Annotated in this window: 14 protein-coding genes; 12 read left to right on the top strand and 2 right to left on the bottom strand. The window is 67.5% G+C overall.

The window, feature by feature from the left end; all coding sequences use genetic code 11:
• Nucleotides 1–132: 132 nt before the first annotated feature.
• From uraD to ACIQF4_RS10745, 11 genes are all read left to right on the top strand, one after another.
• Nucleotides 133–630, top strand: a complete 498-nt coding sequence (gene uraD / locus ACIQF4_RS10795) for a 2-oxo-4-hydroxy-4-carboxy-5-ureidoimidazoline decarboxylase (protein WP_350005307.1) — start codon at nt 133–135, stop codon at nt 628–630.
• On the top strand, nt 627–965 hold the full coding sequence (gene uraH / locus ACIQF4_RS10790) for a hydroxyisourate hydrolase (RefSeq protein ID WP_350005305.1): 339 nt from the start codon (nt 627–629) through the stop codon (nt 963–965). The genes uraD and uraH overlap by 4 nt, the downstream gene beginning before the upstream one ends.
• 92 nt (nt 966–1,057) lie before the next feature.
• Nucleotides 1,058–1,372 carry a hypothetical protein gene (locus ACIQF4_RS10785; protein ID WP_400516069.1) on the top strand — a complete coding sequence of 105 codons (315 nt, stop codon included), beginning with the start codon at nt 1,058–1,060 and terminating at the stop codon, nt 1,370–1,372.
• A 58-nt stretch (nt 1,373–1,430) separates the two neighbouring features.
• The gene (gene purF, locus ACIQF4_RS10780; protein WP_231453811.1) at nt 1,431–3,110 is read left to right on the top strand and encodes an amidophosphoribosyltransferase; all 1,680 of its coding nucleotides are present in this window, start codon (nt 1,431–1,433) and stop codon (nt 3,108–3,110) included.
• Nucleotides 3,107–4,267 (top strand): phosphoribosylformylglycinamidine cyclo-ligase, encoded by a 1,161-nt coding sequence (purM, locus tag ACIQF4_RS10775; RefSeq protein WP_400516068.1) that lies wholly within the window; start codon nt 3,107–3,109, stop codon nt 4,265–4,267. The genes purF and purM overlap by 4 nt, the downstream gene beginning before the upstream one ends.
• Nucleotides 4,268–4,644: 377 nt before the next feature.
• On the top strand, nt 4,645–4,953 hold the full coding sequence (locus tag ACIQF4_RS10770) for a hypothetical protein (protein WP_350005299.1): 309 nt from the start codon (nt 4,645–4,647) through the stop codon (nt 4,951–4,953).
• 220 nt (nt 4,954–5,173) lie between these two features.
• Nucleotides 5,174–5,968 carry an ATP-binding cassette domain-containing protein gene (locus ACIQF4_RS10765; RefSeq protein ID WP_400516067.1) on the top strand — a complete coding sequence of 265 codons (795 nt, stop codon included), beginning with the start codon at nt 5,174–5,176 and terminating at the stop codon, nt 5,966–5,968.
• Complete coding sequence (locus ACIQF4_RS10760; protein ID WP_400516066.1) at nt 5,965–6,768, top strand: ABC transporter ATP-binding protein; 804 nt, start codon at nt 5,965–5,967, stop codon at nt 6,766–6,768. Before ACIQF4_RS10765 ends, ACIQF4_RS10760 begins: the two co-directional genes overlap by 4 nt.
• Nucleotides 6,769–6,779: 11 nt before the next feature.
• Nucleotides 6,780–8,036 carry an MFS transporter gene (locus tag ACIQF4_RS10755; protein ID WP_400516065.1) on the top strand — a complete coding sequence of 419 codons (1,257 nt, stop codon included), beginning with the start codon at nt 6,780–6,782 and terminating at the stop codon, nt 8,034–8,036.
• Nucleotides 8,037–8,091: 55 nt separating this feature from the next.
• Nucleotides 8,092–9,636 carry an ABC transporter substrate-binding protein gene (locus ACIQF4_RS10750; protein ID WP_400516064.1) on the top strand — a complete coding sequence of 515 codons (1,545 nt, stop codon included), beginning with the start codon at nt 8,092–8,094 and terminating at the stop codon, nt 9,634–9,636.
• The gene (locus ACIQF4_RS10745; protein ID WP_400516063.1) at nt 9,636–11,447 is read left to right on the top strand and encodes an ABC transporter permease subunit; all 1,812 of its coding nucleotides are present in this window, start codon (nt 9,636–9,638) and stop codon (nt 11,445–11,447) included. Before ACIQF4_RS10750 ends, ACIQF4_RS10745 begins: the two co-directional genes overlap by 1 nt.
• 199 nt (nt 11,448–11,646) lie before the next feature.
• Here the strand turns inward: ACIQF4_RS10745 and ACIQF4_RS10740 are convergent, their stop codons facing one another.
• The gene (locus ACIQF4_RS10740) at nt 11,647–11,880 is read right to left on the bottom strand and encodes a DUF3073 domain-containing protein (RefSeq protein WP_050053419.1); all 234 of its coding nucleotides are present in this window, start codon (nt 11,878–11,880) and stop codon (nt 11,647–11,649) included.
• A gap of 263 nt (nt 11,881–12,143) precedes the next feature.
• Between ACIQF4_RS10740 and ACIQF4_RS10735 the strand changes: the two genes are divergently transcribed.
• The gene (locus tag ACIQF4_RS10735) at nt 12,144–12,818 is read left to right on the top strand and encodes a septum formation family protein (protein WP_400516062.1); all 675 of its coding nucleotides are present in this window, start codon (nt 12,144–12,146) and stop codon (nt 12,816–12,818) included.
• Between the two features lie 50 nt (nt 12,819–12,868).
• On the opposite strand, the gene clpB is transcribed toward ACIQF4_RS10735, so the two are convergent.
• The gene (gene clpB, locus ACIQF4_RS10730) at nt 12,869–15,514 is read right to left on the bottom strand and encodes an ATP-dependent chaperone ClpB (RefSeq protein WP_400516061.1); all 2,646 of its coding nucleotides are present in this window, start codon (nt 15,512–15,514) and stop codon (nt 12,869–12,871) included.
• Nucleotides 15,515–15,595 lie beyond the last annotated feature (81 nt).

The following is a 15,595-nucleotide window of genomic DNA, read 5'->3' as shown; positions in this document are numbered from 1 at the left end:
TGCTGAAATAACAGTTCCATGATGCGGAAGCCTTGGTGGCGGGAAGTTGCGCCGCCCGGGTGCCGGGAAGTCCGGCCTCCGCATAGCCGTCACCATGGATGCCAGCAGAACCTCACCAAGGGACCAGCCAGCATGAAGCTCGCCGAATTCAACTCCGCGGAACCCATCAGGGCCGCCGAGACCCTCCGCCCCTGCATCGACGTCGCCCGCTGGGTGGAGGCCGTCGCCGCCGCCCGCCCGTTCGCCAGCAAGGACTCGCTCCTGGCCTTTGCATCCCAGGCTGCGAGCCCTTTTACGTCCGCCGAGGTGGAGTCCGCCATGGCACACCATCCCCGCATCGGGGAACGCCCGACGGCGGCCACCACCGAGGCGTCCATGTCGCGTTCCGAGCAGGCCGGGGTGGATCCTACGGACAGCGCCCTCACCGAGGCCCTGGCCCGGGGCAACCGGGACTACGAGGACAAGTTCGGCAGGGTCTTCCTGATCCGCGCCGCCGGCCGCACCGCCCCCGAAATCCTCCGGGTCCTGAATGAACGGCTCACCAACACGCCGGCCGAGGAAGACACCATCGTGGCGCAGCAGCTGCGCGAAATCGCCGTACTGCGGCTGGAAGGACTGATCACCGAATGAGCGTCTCCCACGTCACCACCCACATCCTCGACACAGGTGCCGGACGCCCGGCGGCGGGGGTCGCCGTCGTGCTTTACCAAAACGACGGCGGCACCTGGCGCCACCTTGCCGACTCCACCACCGACGCCGACGGCCGCGCCAAGGACCTTGGCCCGGAGCAGCTGGAACCCGGGCACTACAAGCTCAACTTCGCCACCGGGGACTATTACGCAGGCCTGCAGACCGCCACGTTCTTCCCCGAGGTGGACCTGGTGTTCGAGGTGACCGGCCCCGAGCACTACCACGTGCCCCTCCTGCTCAGCCCGTTTGCCTACTCCACCTACCGCGGCAGCTGAACTGGCACTGGAGTTTTTGTCCGTTTATCGAGCCGAAGCCTGCTCTGCAACGGCCGTTACGTGGACAAAAACTCCGGCAGTAGGCTTAACGCATGCCTTCTGAACAACCCCCAGCCGAGCGCCGCGAAGTCAATGTCCGCCGCGCGCCCAAGTACGTGCCGTTCCTCATCCTCGGCGCACTGGTGGGTATCGCGGCGGCGGCTGTGGTGGCCTACGCGGTTCCCGCGAACCCCAGTTTCGACGCCGGGGCCGTCTTTGGCTTCTTCCTGGTGCTGTTCGCCGGCGGCGGTGCGATCCTCGGCGCGGTACTGGCGCTGGTCCTGGACCGCCGGAGCATCAGGCGGCAGCAGCGGGCCGTCGTTGAAGCCGTGCCGGATTCCGAGCCGGACACGGACCTCCAGCCCTAGCACGGTCATAAACCGGCGGCCGGAAAAGTCGTACCCCATGTCGTGAGATAATCGACCAGTGGCACGCGGCGATGGAAAACTTTCCCATGATCTTCTCCCCGGCGAAAAAGGCCCGCAGGACGCTTGTGGCGTCTTCGGCGTTTGGGCACCAGGTGAAGAAGTAGCAAAACTTACCTATTACGGGCTGTATGCACTGCAGCACCGCGGTCAGGAGTCGGCTGGTATTGCCACCAGCGACGGCAAGCGGATCAACGTCTACAAGGACATGGGACTCGTTTCCCAGGTCTTCGACGAGACCACGCTGAACACCCTGACCGGGCACCTGGCGGTGGGACACTGCCGCTACTCCACCACCGGAGCCAGCCACTGGGCCAACGCCCAGCCCACCCTCGGCGCAACAAGCACCGGAACCGTGGCCCTGGCGCACAACGGTAACCTCACCAACACCGCCGAACTGAACGCCATGATCCAGGAACGGAACGGCGGCCAGCTCACCGGCGAAATGAAGCAGGGCAACACCTCCGACACCGCCCTGGTCACCGCCCTCCTGGAGGGCGAGCCGGGCAAGAGCCTCGAGGAAACCGCCACCGAGCTGCTGCCCAAGATCAAGGGCGGCTTCTGCTTCGTCTTCATGGATGAAGGCACCCTCTACGCGGCGCGCGACACCTACGGCATCCGCCCGCTGGTGCTGGGCCGCCTGGAGCGCGGCTGGGTTGTGGCTTCCGAGCAGTCCGCCCTGGCCACTGTGGGCGCAAGCTTCATCCGGGAGATCGAGCCCGGCGAGTTCATCGCCATTGACGAGCAGGGTGTGCGGTCCCAGAAGTTTGCAGAGCCGACGCCGGCCGGTTGCGTTTTCGAGTACGTCTACCTTGCCCGCCCGGACGCCGCCATCGCCGGCCGCTCCGTGTACGAGTCCAGGGTGGAGATGGGCCGCCAGCTGGCCCGCGAAAACACCCAGGTGGCGGACATCGTCATCCCCGTTCCGGAATCGGGAACACCCGCAGCCGTGGGCTACGCCGAGGAATCCGGTATTCCGTTCGCGCACGGTTTCGTCAAGAACTCCTACGTGGGCCGCACCTTCATCCAGCCCTCGCAGACCCTGCGCCAGCTCGGCATCCGGCTCAAGCTCAACGCCCTTGAATCCGTCATCCGCGGCAAGCGCGTGGTGGTGGTGGATGATTCGATCGTCCGCGGCAACACCCAGCGCGCCATCGTCCGGATGCTCCGGGAGGCCGGCGCCGCCGCCGTCCACGTCAAGATCTCGTCCCCGCCCGTGAAGTGGCCCTGCTTCTACGGCATCGACTTCGCTTCCCGCGCCGAGCTGATTGCCAACGGCGCCACCATCGAGGAAATCTCCCAGGCCATTGGCGCCGACTCGCTGGCCTACATTTCCGAAGACGGCATGATCGGGGCAACCCGCCAGCCGCGTGAGCGCCTCTGCACCGCCTGCTTCACGGGCAAGTACCCCATCGAGCTTCCGGGCTCGGACAAGCTGGGCAAGAACCTGCTGGAACGCAAGGACCTCGGCGGGCTGAAGCCCTCACCGTCCGCCCTTCCCGGCTCCACCGCCGCCCTCTCCGTCGACTCCCACGAAGACCCGGCAGAGAAGGCCGGCGCCACCGGCTGCGATCCCGGGCCGGACTCCGAGTTTGAAAACCTGCTCACCGAAGCCGACCTCGTGCCAGAGACCCACCACGTAGCCACCACCCCCGGCGCCGACAAGAAAGAGTCCGTATGACTTCCGCTGCCCCCGCCTCCGGCAACACCTCCGGGAACACTGCCGGCATCACCTACGCGTCCGCGGGCGTCGATGTTGAAGCCGGCGACCGCGCCGTCGAGCTTATGAAGGGTGCCATCAAGGCCACCCATAACTCCTCGGTGGTCGGCGGGGTGGGCGGCTTCGCTGGCCTCTACGACGTCTCCAGGCTGCTTACCTTCAAGAAGCCGCTGCTGGCTACCTCCACGGACGGCGTGGGCACCAAGGTGGCCATCGCGCAGGCCATGGACATCCACGACACCATCGGGTTCGACCTTGTGGGCATGGTGGTGGACGACATCGTGGTTGTGGGCGCAGAGCCGCTGTTCATGACGGACTACATCGCCTGCGGCAAGGTGGTGCCCGAGCGCATCGCCGACATTGTCCGTGGCATTGCCGCCGCCTGCTCCGTGGCCGGAACCGCCCTGGTGGGCGGCGAAACTGCTGAGCACCCCGGCCTGCTGGGCGAGCACGAGTATGACGTCGCGGGAGCTGCCACCGGCGTTATCGAGGCAGACCACCTGCTGGGACCGGACCGCGTCCGTGCAGGCGACGTCGTGATCGGCATGGCCTCGTCGGGCCTCCACTCCAACGGCTACTCCCTGGTCCGCCGTGTCATCAACCACGCCGGCTGGGCACTGGACCGCCAGGTCTCGGAGCTGGGCCGCACGCTGGGCGAGGAACTCCTTGAACCCACCCGCGTTTACGCAGCGGACTGCCTGGACCTTGCACGCACGTTCCCCGTTACGGGCTCGTCCGCGGTGCATGGCTTCAGCCACGTCACCGGCGGCGGCCTGGCCGCCAACCTGGCCCGCGTTCTCCCCCAGGGCCTCGTGGCCACTGTGGACCGCTCCACCTGGGAACTTCCGGCCATCTTCAAGCTGGTGTCCGAACTGGGCAACGTCCCAATGGCCGACCTCGAGCGCACGCTGAACCTGGGCGTGGGCATGGTGGCCATCGTGTCCCCCGAAGCGGCAGATGCGGCTGTTGCCCGCCTCAACGACCGCGGACTGCCGTCCTGGGTTATGGGCACGGTCACCGAGGATTCGGATTCGATCCTGAAGTCCGGGCCGGATTACGTGCAGGGAGCCAAGGGCGTGGACGGCGGCGCGGTCAGCATGGTTAACGCCTACGCATAAATCCTTTATCGAGTGCTCCGTATGCCGTTTTGACGCTTCAGAACGGCTGATACGGAGCACTCGATGCGTTTAACGGGAAGGCTTTCAGCGCCCTCCCCTTGACTACTAAGCATACTTAGCATTAGTGTCTTAAGTGGAAGTGCATGAGAGACAGTCAGCCGGGCCATTCCAAGGCCTGATGCCCCGCCGGAAACCACCGGCGCCTGGGCGCCCACCCGGCCGAACCGCCTTCCCCGCCGAACCGGCGGAAGCCAGAAGAAGCAACCACAGAGAAGCCCGCCCCTGCACCGTGCATCAGCGCGGCCGCCAGGTGGTCCAGGAGCACGTACGGACCACTGAACAGGGGCACCCGGGCAGATATCAAGGGAGCGAAAACTATGTCAGTTCTTAAGAAGACCACCGCCGCAGCCGCTGGAAGCCTGTTCCTGCTGGGCGCCGTTGCCGGACCCTCGCAGGCGGCAGATAACACCACACTGAATGATGGCCTCGTGAGCGTCACGGTGGGAGATATCACCATCGAGGATGCGGTGGACGTCAACGTGGCCGCCAGCGTCGCGGCAACGCTTTGCGACGTCGCTGACATCGGATCAATCGCCGTTCTCGGCGAAGCAGTAGACGCCACCGGCACCGAGCGGACCGTCTGCGACACCGTGACCGGACCCGTCACTATCGTCAACAACAAGTAGCGCAGGTCTTACAGGGACCAGGGGGCCGCCGCAGGTAGCGCCTCCCCTGTAATGTTCCATCCCCAAGAGCCCCGGCCATTCGGCCGGGGCTCTTGGGCGCGTTGCGGGATACTCGCACTTCCGCTCAGTACCGCCCGGCGTTCCATCAACAATTCTCTAATGCGAATGATTATTGATAGCATGTGATTCAACCCATCAGTCCTCACATGAAATGACGTCCATGCCTGCACCCGCCCTGTCCGTGACGGCCCTCGCGCTCTCGAGCGGCGGCCGGCAGCTTGTGCATCCCCTGACATTTTCCTTAGAGGCTGGTGAGCGCGTTGCCCTGCTGGGTGCCTCAGGATCGGGCAAGTCGCTCACGGCCGCCGCTTTGGCCGGCTCGCTTCCCGACGGAATCATGGCCACTGGCAGCATCACCTTCGCGGCGGGATCGGGAAGCGGCCACGCCGCACTCATCCGCCAGGACCCGGCAACCGCCCTCAACCCCCTGGTTCCAATCGGCCGGCAGCTCGCCATCCCGCTGCGCTCCGCTGGATACAGCCGCGCAAAGGCAAAAGCTGAAGCCGGCCGGCTGCTGGCGCAGGCGGGCATCACCGAACCCGCCCGAATCCTGCCGCGATACACGGGCCAGCTGTCCGGCGGACAGCTGCAGCGAATCTGCATTGCGCTCGCGCTGGCGTGCGGCAGTTCCGTCGTGGTAGCTGACGAGCCCACCACTGCCCTTGATGCCGTCACGCAAAATACCGTCCTGGAGACCCTCCGAATGTGGAGCACTGAGCGCCGCAGCCTCCTTTTCGTCACCCATGACCTCACCGCAGCCGCCTCACTCTGCACGCGGGCCCTGGTGATGGAGGCGGGACGGATCGTGGAACAGGCTCCCATGGCGGACCTGCTGCGCAACCCCCGGCATCCGTACACCGTGCGCCTGGTGCAGGCCGCCTTACGGTCGACGGAGCTGCCGCCGGCGGCAACCACGGCGACACGTTCAGCAACAGGAACGGCAGTGGCGGCGTGACCGGGGCACTCGCGGCGGACGGCATTTCCTTCGCCTATCCTGCCGCCCGCTTCCGCAACACCACGCCCCTGAACGTACTCCACAACGTCAGCGTCCACCTGGCACCGGGCACCGGAACTGCACTGGTGGGAAGCTCGGGCTCCGGCAAATCCACCCTGGTCCGCGTCCTCCTGGCTCTGGCAAGGCCGAGCGCCGGGACCGTGGCCTTGGGCGGGCGCGAGGTAAAGTCCGGCAATGCGCGGTCCCTGCGCTGGTACCGGCAGGCCGTGCAGTACATCCCGCAAAACCCGGCCGGCAGCCTTGACCCGCGCATGAGTGTCGCCCGGCTGCTGGAGGAACCTCTGCGCCAGCTTCGGGTGGAAGGAAACCACCGGGCCCTCCTGCGCGAGGCGCTGGAACGCGTCGAGCTGCCGGCAGCGCTGCTGGACCGCCGGCCCGGGGAGCTGTCCGGCGGACAGAACCAGCGGGTGGCCATCGCCAGGGCGCTGGCAGTGCGGCCCGCCTACCTGCTGGCGGACGAACCCGTCAGCGGCCTGGACCTTCCCCTGCGGGACACCGTCCTGTCGCTGCTCAGCAGCCTGGTGCGCGAGGACGGGCTGGGGCTGCTCCTGGTCACCCACGATCTCACCACTGCCGCCCGGATCTGCGGCACCACCGCCGTCCTCTCGCAGGGCCGCATCGTGGAGCACGGACCCACCCGCCGGGTGCTTGACAGCCCGGAAAGCCCCGAGGGGGCTGAGCTGGTGCAGGCCTCAGAAGCGATCCAGATTTTCCGCGACGTCCCGGCCGGGACCCCATGATGGCGGTAGGGATGGCAGGGCGTACGGCTGCGGCGCAGCATCCCGCCCCCGCCCTGCTCCTGGCCAGCCAACTGGTCTTCAACATCGGCTTCTATGCCGTGGTGCCGTTCCTGGCCCTGGTGATGACCCGCGACTTCGGCCTGGCGGCAACAGCCGTGGGAATCGTCCTGGGCGCGCGCGTCTTCAGCCAGCAGGGCCTATTTTTGGTGGGCGGCATGATCACGGACCGGTGGGGACCGCGGAGGGCCATGCTGACGGGTTGCCTGGTCCGGGTTTCGGGCTACCTCACGCTGGCCATGGCGGGCAGCTTTCCGCTGTTCCTCCTCGGTGCCGTCCTCACCGGCATGGGTGGCGCCCTGTTCTCCCCGGCGCTGGAATCGCTGGTTGGGAAGGCGGAAGAACGACGGCGGGGCACCAGCGGGAAGGCACCGGCGCTTTTTGCGCTGCTCGCCATCTGCGGCGAAATCGGAGCCGTGGCGGGGCCCCTGCTGGGTGCGCTGCTGCTGGGCATTTCCTTCAGCTGGGCAGCCCTGGCCGGGGCGGCGGTCTTCGCCGTCATGACCGGCGTGTTGTGGCACGGCGTGCCTGCGGAACCTCCACGGAACACGCCGGCCATGGGGGAACCCGCCGTCCCGCCAAAGCCAGCCGCCCGGCGGACCGAAGGAATCGCTGCCATGCTGCAGGACAGGCGCTTCGTCGCGTTCGCCGCCCTCTACAGCGTGAACCTCCTTGCCTACAACCAGCTCTACTTCGGCCTTCCCATTGAGCTGGGCAGAACCGGCGCGGGCCCCGGGGCGCTGGCCGGGCTGTTCGCCGTCGCCTCCCTCATGACCGTTGCACTGCAATGGCCCATCTCCCGGCTGACAACAAGGTTGGGCGCAGGGCGGGCCCTCACGGCCGGATTCGTCCTCAAGGGCCTTTCCTTCGGCACGATGGCCGTGCTCGCCCAGTTCCAGGCCACGGGCACCCTGCAGCTCCTGCCGCCACTGGTGCTCGTGGTGGGGCTATGCCTGGCCCACATGTGCATCGGCCCTGTGGCCATGCCCCTGGTCCTGGACTTTGCCCGCGGCCGCCGGACCGGAATCTACTACGGCCTCCTCGCAAGCATGGGCGGCTGTGCCGTGCTGCTGGGCAACGTTGCCCTGGGACCGCTGTACGCGGGAGCCGCCCAGCCGGGACCTGCCGCCGCCTGGCCCTGGGTGCTGCTGGCGGCACTCACGGCGCTTCCCGCCGTCGGACTTTCCAGGCTGCTTCCCGCCAAACCCTAAGCAGGGCACTGCGCCCCACCGAGCTAACCAAACAACAAGAGAACAGGTATCTTCCGTGCCACTTTCACGACCCCAATCAGGCATCGTCGCGCTCTCCGCCGTGCTGCTGGCAACAAGCCTGACCGGATGTTTCGCGGCCGGAACAGGCCAGGCGGCCGGGTCCGGCGCAGCGTCTGCCCGGATCCAGCTGGCCATGATGCAGCCGCCCCGGTCCGGGCTGACGCCGCTGAGCGATGATGCCTTTAAGCACGCGCGCTGGAAGACCGCCGAGACGCTGGTGGTCCTGGATGAGCTGGGTGAGGCCCAGCCGGCGCTGGCTACCGGGTGGGAACAAGTGGACGGGACAGCCTGGAGGTTCGCCGTCCGGGAGGGCGTCATGTTCCACGACGGCACGAACCTGACCCCGGCGGAGGTGGCCGCGTCCATCAGGGCCGCAACCCAGGCCAGCCCCAAACCGAGGATCCTCGACGGCGTAGAACTCACCGCCGAGACCGATGGAAAGGACGCCGTGATCGTCAGGACGGCAACGCCCGATCCGCTGCTCCCCCAGCGGCTCTCCAGCCCGCAGCTGGCAGTCTTTGCCTCCGCGGCGTACAAGGAGGGCGGCGTCATTGACCCGGTGAATGCCGGAACCGGCCCCTACCGCCTGGTGTCGGTGAACGGGACCTCCTCGGCGCGGCTGGACCGCTTCGACGACTACTGGGGCGAGAAGGCAGAAGCGCCGGGCGTGGATGTCCAGTTCGTTCCGGACGGAACCGCGCGGGCTGCGGCGCTCCGGACCGGAAGCGCCGACGTCGTCGAGGCCATCCCGGTGGGACAGGTGGCCCGGATCGACCCTGCCCTGGTGCATGAGGTTCCCATGCCGCGGACCAACACCCTGTACCTCAACACCAAGTCAGGCCCCTTCGCCGACCCCGCCGTCCGTGCCGCGGCACGCAGCGCCATCGACGCCGGCACAATCGTGGACAGGGTCTATGAGGGACGTGCGGACCAGGCGTCTGGGCTCCTTGGGCCTGCGCTGCCCTGGGCTGCCGGGGAACGCACCAGCGACTCCTACATGGAGGCGCTGGCCGGCAGGGTTGCCGCCACCGCAGTGAAGGGGACTCCCATCCGGCTGGGCACCTTCACGGACCGCGCCGAACTCCCGGAAGTAGCCGTCCAGCTGGAGCAGCAGCTGGAGGCTGCCGGCTTCACCGTGGAACAGGATGTCCGGGAGTACCAGCACATCGAGTCGGATGCCCTGGCGGGCGCCTTCGACGCCTTTATCCTCTCGCGCGCCACCGTCCTTGATTCCGGTGATCCCGTGGCCTACCTGTACAGCGACTTCTCCTGCGCCGGTTCGTTCAACATCTCGCAGTTCTGCGATCCGGCGGTGGACGATGCACTGGCAAAGGCTGCGGGCATTCCCGCAGGACCGGAACGCCGCTCAGCCATTGCAGCGGCAGAGAGCCTTATCCTGGCCCGCGATGCCGCCATCCCGCTGCTCCACGAGCGTGTCATCCAAGGCGAGTCCAGCCGGATCCGCGGGGTGGAGCGGGATCCGCGCGAACGTGCGCTGCTCTCCAGCCGAACAGGCCTCACCGGCGAATCCCCGAAGTAATGCCCGCCGCCGCCTTCATCAAAGTCACCGCGTCCCGGATGGCCGCCCTGGTGGGGCTCGTGGGCCTGATCGGCCTGCTGCCGTGGCTCTCCGGGCGCGGGGCTGAATACACCATCCTCCGCGCCCGGTACTCGGACCGGGAACCCACCCCGGAGGCGCTGGCTGCCATCCGCGCCGAACTGGGCCTGGACCAGGGCCCGGTGGCGATCCTGTCTGCGTGGGCCCGCGGCGTATTCTCCGGTGACCTGGGGACGTCCTGGATCAGCAACACCGCTGTGGGCCCGGGTATCACGGCAGCCTTGGCCGTCTCAGTCACGCTGATGGATTTTGCCATCGCCGTTGCAGTGCTGATTACCCTGCTGACGTGCATCCCCGCCGTCACGGACGGTATACGCCAGCGGCGCAGACCGGCATCCGGAGCATTCTCTGCTGCCCTCACCTCGCTTCCCGAGTTCCTGCTCGCAGCCGTGCTGCTGGTGGCGGGGAGCATCTGGCTCCAGTGGTTCCCGCCCTTCGGGTGGAAGGGCCCGGAATATGCCGTGCTGCCGGCACTCGCGCTCGGCATTCCCGCCGGAGGCCTGATAGGCCTGCTGCTCTCCGACGCCCTTCGCGCAGGGTTCAGCGAAAGCTGGGTGGCAACCTGGCGGCTCGCCGGTGCCGGTCCTGCCCGCCTCACTGCCGCCGTCCTCCGGCGTTCGCTGCCCGCAGTCCTGCCGCAGATCGGGCTGGTCCTGATCGGCCTGACCGGCGGTGCGGTGGCCGTGGAAAAGGTCTATGCCATACCCGGGCTGGGACGCGCCCTGCTTGGTGCTGCCAGCGCCCAGGACATTCCCACCCTGCAGGCAGGCATGCTGGCACTGATGGGCCTGGCGCTGGCGGTGGGGACAGTATCCACAGCATTGCGTTACCTGCTGCTGGGACCCGCCGTCCGCTTTGGCACGCTCCCCCTGCCTGCGCCCTCCCGCGCACGGAACCGGAGAGCGCTGGCTGTGCCAGCCGCAGCCGCCACCGCCCTGCTGCTGATCATCGGGGCGGGACTGCTGCGAGATCCCTACACCTCCGCCCACAGCAGGCTGGCAGTACCCGGGTGGTCGCTTCCCTTTGGAGCCGATGCAAGCGGACGCGATTTGCTGGCACGGGTGGGGCACGGTGCGGTGGGAACCCTGGGTACCGCGCTCCTGGTGGTCCTGGTGTGCCTGGCAGTGGGGATCGCCGTCGGGCTGTTCCCGCTTGCTGCCGCCGGCCCCCTGGAGGTCACCAATGCCGCGCCGCCCATCCTGGCCGGCCTGGTGGTGGCGGCACTCATGGGCCCTTCAGCACACGGGGCTGCCCTTGCCGTCGCGGCAGTCAGCTGGGCTCCGCTGGCGGCCCATACGGCAGCGCTGGCGCAGGAGGCCAGGGCACAGCCTTATGTGCAGATCCTGCCGGTGCTTGGGGTGGGACGTGCCCGGATTATGCTGCGCTACATCCTGCCTGCCGTTGCGCAACCACTGCTCCGCCACGCAATGCTCCGCCTGCCGGGCATCGCGCTCGCCCTGGCCGCGCTGGGTTTCCTGGGCCTGGGTCCCCAGCAGCCGTCACCGGAGTGGGGACTGATCCTGGCCGAAGGCATCAATTACGTCGAGCGGGCACCGTGGGCTGTGCTGGCCCCGGCGTCAGCGCTGGTCCTCGCCTCGGTGCTCGCCGTCAGCCTGGCCGGTACCGGCCGGGATGTCAGGCCTGCCCGGCCGCGTGCGGCCCCGGCGCGAGAGGTCCCAGCCGGCGTTTCCGGGAACGGGCTACGCCGTGCGGATACCCCTGATGCCAAATAGCAGCAGAAAGCCCGCTGCCTGCTCCGTTTCCGGTGCGGGCAGCGGGCCCAATAACTGAAGTCAACCCCTGCGGTCCAACGGGACCGGGAGCCGAAAAGAAGCGCTGCACTGGTCCAAAGACCAGGATCCATGTACTGGGTCCACTGGTGCTGCGGCGTCACCAGGGCTGCCCCGTTACGGCAACAGCACCTTGCGACAACTAGCCGATCCGACGGGTGTCCACCTCGTCGTCGTCTTCTTCCAAATCATCCGCGTACTTATCCACATAAGCCGAATAGTCAGGTTCGACTGGCTCATTCGCATAATGGCTCGTCGCACGACTGCCCGGGCCCGTCAGCTCACGCTGAAGTGCCGAGTAGTCAGTGTTCGGGGAGTAGTACTTGATGTCCCGAGCCTGCTTGGTAGCTTTTGCCTTTTGACGGCCGCGCCCCATGGCGTGACCCCCTTTTGTACTTGGACCGGAGGTGGTCACCTTGGCGTAGGTGAGGCCCCGGAATGTTTGGTCAATTTGTCGTACACCTAGATTACATGCTTTCGACTGCCCCCGCTTGCCACGCGCGGCCCCCGAAGGTGGCGTGGGTTACCATCAGGGCGCCAAACCGCGGGTTTCCCGCTTTTTTCTTCGGTAGAGTCGCTAAAACATCTGTTGATATCCGGGCAGCGGGCTGTCCGGCCGCTGCGCAGAGAACCAGGAGGATGCACTACGTGAACCACCAGGACGTCCCGCCCAAGCCGGCCTCGCCGCCCACGGCTGGCCTGCCGCGCATGCCTGCACCCGCAGCCGAACCGGTCCTGCACCCGCGCATGGAACCGCAGGCCGGACCTGCAGGGCGCCCCGGGAGGGTCAACGGGCGGATGCTGTGGATAGCAGTGTTCGTCGTTGTGCTGCTGGCGGTCATCGGCTCCCTGGTGTGGCTTGCCCTGTGGCTGAACTCCAACCAGGATCCGGAAACTTCCGGGAGCGGCGGTGCGGGCGTGCTGGAAACCACGGTGACGCCTCCCGCCACAGCGCTGCCCCTGCCGCGCGAGGGGGTCCCGCCCGCAGAATTTGCGCTGGGCGACTGCTTCAAGGATTTCGATCCCGAGGCACTGGCATCCACCGTGGTGGCATGCGACACCGGCCACTCGGCCCAACTCGTGGCGCTGTTCCGGTACCCGGAGGATGATTCGTATCCCGGCGCCGAGGCACTGAAGGCCAAGGCGCTCGAAGCGTGCCAGGCTGCCCGGCTGGGACCGGCCGCGAACGACTACGACCTCAACTACGAGCGCAGCTTCCCGAGCACCACCAGCTGGGAATCCGGGGACCGCAGGGTGGACTGCTACGTGACGGCGCCCGGCGGCAACGTGATCAACGCAAGCGTGCTGCCCTAGCGGCCACACCGCCAGGGCAGCACGCCTGCCTTCTTGTCCTTCCGGTCGGCCTAGTCCTTGCGGCGGACGGAGAGGCCGCTGCTGCGCCCTTCCGCGGCCGGGAGGTCGGTTCCGGCTGCGGTGAGTTCCCCGACGTCCGCTGCCGTGTCCACCAGCACCGTGTCGCCGTCGCTGATGTCGCCGGCCAGGATGGCCTTCGCCAGGCGGTCGCCGATCTCGCGCTGCACCAGGCGGCGCAGCGGGCGGGCACCGTAGGCGGGATCGAACCCGGAGAGGGCGAGCCAGGCCCGCGCGCCCTCCGTCACCTCGAGCGTAAGGCGTCGGTCGTGGAGGCGGCGGCCCAGTTCGTCCACGTGCAGCTCCACGATGTGCGCCAGCTCTTCGACGGTGAGGGCATCGAACAGCACCACCTCGTCCAGCCGGTTCAGGAACTCCGGCTTGAAGGATGCGTTGACGGTGGCCATGACGGCGTTGCGCTTGGCGTCCGCCTCCAGGGTCTGGTCAACGAGGAACTGGCTGCCCAGGTTGGAGGTCAGCACCAGGATCACGTTGCGGAAGTCCACGGTGCGGCCCTGCCCGTCGGTGAGCCGGCCGTCGTCGAGCACCTGCAGGAGGATGTCGAAGACTTCCGGATGGGCCTTCTCCACCTCGTCCAGCAGCACCACCGAGTAGGGTCGACGGCGGACGGCTTCGGTGAGCTGGCCGCCTTCCTCGTACCCTACGTACCCTGGAGGCGCACCCACCAGCCGGGCCACGGAGTGCTTCTCGCCGTACTCGGACATGTCGATGCGCACCATGGCGCGTTCGTCGTCGAACAGGAAGTCCGCCAGCGCCTTGGCCAGCTCGGTCTTACCGACGCCGGTGGGCCCCAGGAAGAGGAATGATCCGGTGGGGCGGTTGGGGTCGCTGATGCCGGCCCGTGCGCGCCGGACGGCGTCCGAGACTGCCGTGACGGCCTTTGCCTGGCCGATCAGCCGCCTGCCCAGTTCCTCCTCCATGTGGAGCAGCTTCTGGCTCTCGCCCTGCAGCATGCGCCCGGCCGGAATGCCGGTCCAGGCGGAGATGACCTCGGCGATGTCGTCAGCGGTCACCTGTTCGGCAACCATCTGCGTGGATTTGTCCACGACGGCGGCCTCGGCCTCCGCGGCAGCGCTCAGCTCGCGCTCCAGGGCAGGAATCTCGCCGTAGAGGATGCGGGAGGCCGTTTCCAGGTCGCCTTCGCGGGCGGCCTTGTCGTAGGCGCTGCGCAGTTCATCCAGCTTTGCCTTGAGGTCGCCCACGCGGTTCAGTCCCGCCTTTTCGGCTTCCCAGCGGGCCTTGAGGGCGTTCAGCTCCTCTTCCTTGTCCGCCTTGTCCGCCCGGAGCGCCGCCAGCCGTTCAACGGACGCGGCGTCCTTTTCGTCCTGGAGGGCCAGCTCCTCCATGGTGAGCCGGTCCACCAGCCGCTGCAGCTGGTCGATTTCCTCGGGCGCCGAGTCGATTTCCATGCGGAGCCGGGACGCTGCCTCATCCACCAGGTCGATGGCCTTGTCCGGCAGCTGGCGGCCGGAAATGTAGCGGTTGGAGAGCGTCGCGGCTGCCACCAGGGCGGCGTCCGCGATGGTCACCTTGTGGTGCGCCTCGTACCGCTCCTTCAGGCCGCGGAGGATGCCGATGGTGTCCTCCACGCTCGGCTCGCCCACGTACACCTGCTGGAACCTGCGCTCCAGGGCGGGGTCCTTTTCAATGTTTTCCCGGTACTCGTCCAGGGTGGTTGCACCGATCAGCCGCAGCTCGCCGCGGGCCAGCATGGGCTTGAGCATGTTGCCGGCGTCCATGGATGAGTCGCCGGTGGCGCCGGCGCCCACCACGGTGTGGATCTCGTCGATGAACGTCACGATCTGGCCCTCGGAGTTCTTGATCTCCTCCAGGACTGCCTTGAGCCGCTCCTCGAACTCGCCGCGGTACTTGGCGCCCGCCACCATGGATGCCAGGTCCAGGGCGATAAGGGTCTTGCCGCGCAGGCTCTCCGGCACGTCCCCGGCCACGATCCGCTGGGCCAGGCCCTCCACCACGGCGGTCTTGCCGACGCCGGGCTCGCCGATGATCACGGGGTTGTTCTTGGTGCGGCGGCTCAGGACCTGGACGATCCTTCGGATTTCCGCGTCCCGGCCGATCACGGGATCAAGCTTGCCGGAGCGGGCCATGGCGGTCAGGTCCGTGCCGAACTTTTCCAGCGACTGGAAGGTGTTTTCCGGATCCGGGCTGGTGACCTTGCCGTCGCCGCGGACACCCGGCAGGGCGGCGAGCAGCGCCTCGTGGGAGGCGCCGGCGTCGCGCAGCAGGCGGGCCGCGGCATCGTTGCCGGCCGAGATCCCCAGGAGGAGGACCTCGGTGGAGACGAAGGTATCGCCCAGCCGATCCGCTTCCTCCTTGGCATTCTGGATGGCCTGCAGTGCCGGGCGCGAGAGCTGCGCCTGCTGGCTGGATCCGCCTGAAGTGGCCGGAAGCGCCTTGATGGCGCTGCTCGCCTGCACGCTGACGGAGTCCGGGTCCGCGCCCGTGGCGCGGAGCAGCGCCACGGCGACGCCTTCACGCTGGTCCATCAGCGCCTTGAGCAGGTGGGCCGGCTCAACCTGCGGGTTTCCGGCCGTGGAGGCGTTCATGGCCGCAGCCGAGAGAGCCTCCTGGCTCTTGGTGGTGAATTTGACGTCCAAAGAGAGCTCCTTCCGGGGGCAGTTTTTATTAACTTGAGTCTACTACGCTCAACTTTGGTTTTGTGTCGTTCCTGACGACTG

It is taken from the genome of Pseudarthrobacter sp. NPDC092202, assembly GCF_044755505.1.
In the GTDB taxonomy this organism is placed as follows: Bacteria; Actinomycetota; Actinomycetes; order Actinomycetales; family Micrococcaceae; genus Arthrobacter.
This window is presented reverse-complemented; position numbering and strand designations above follow the sequence as displayed.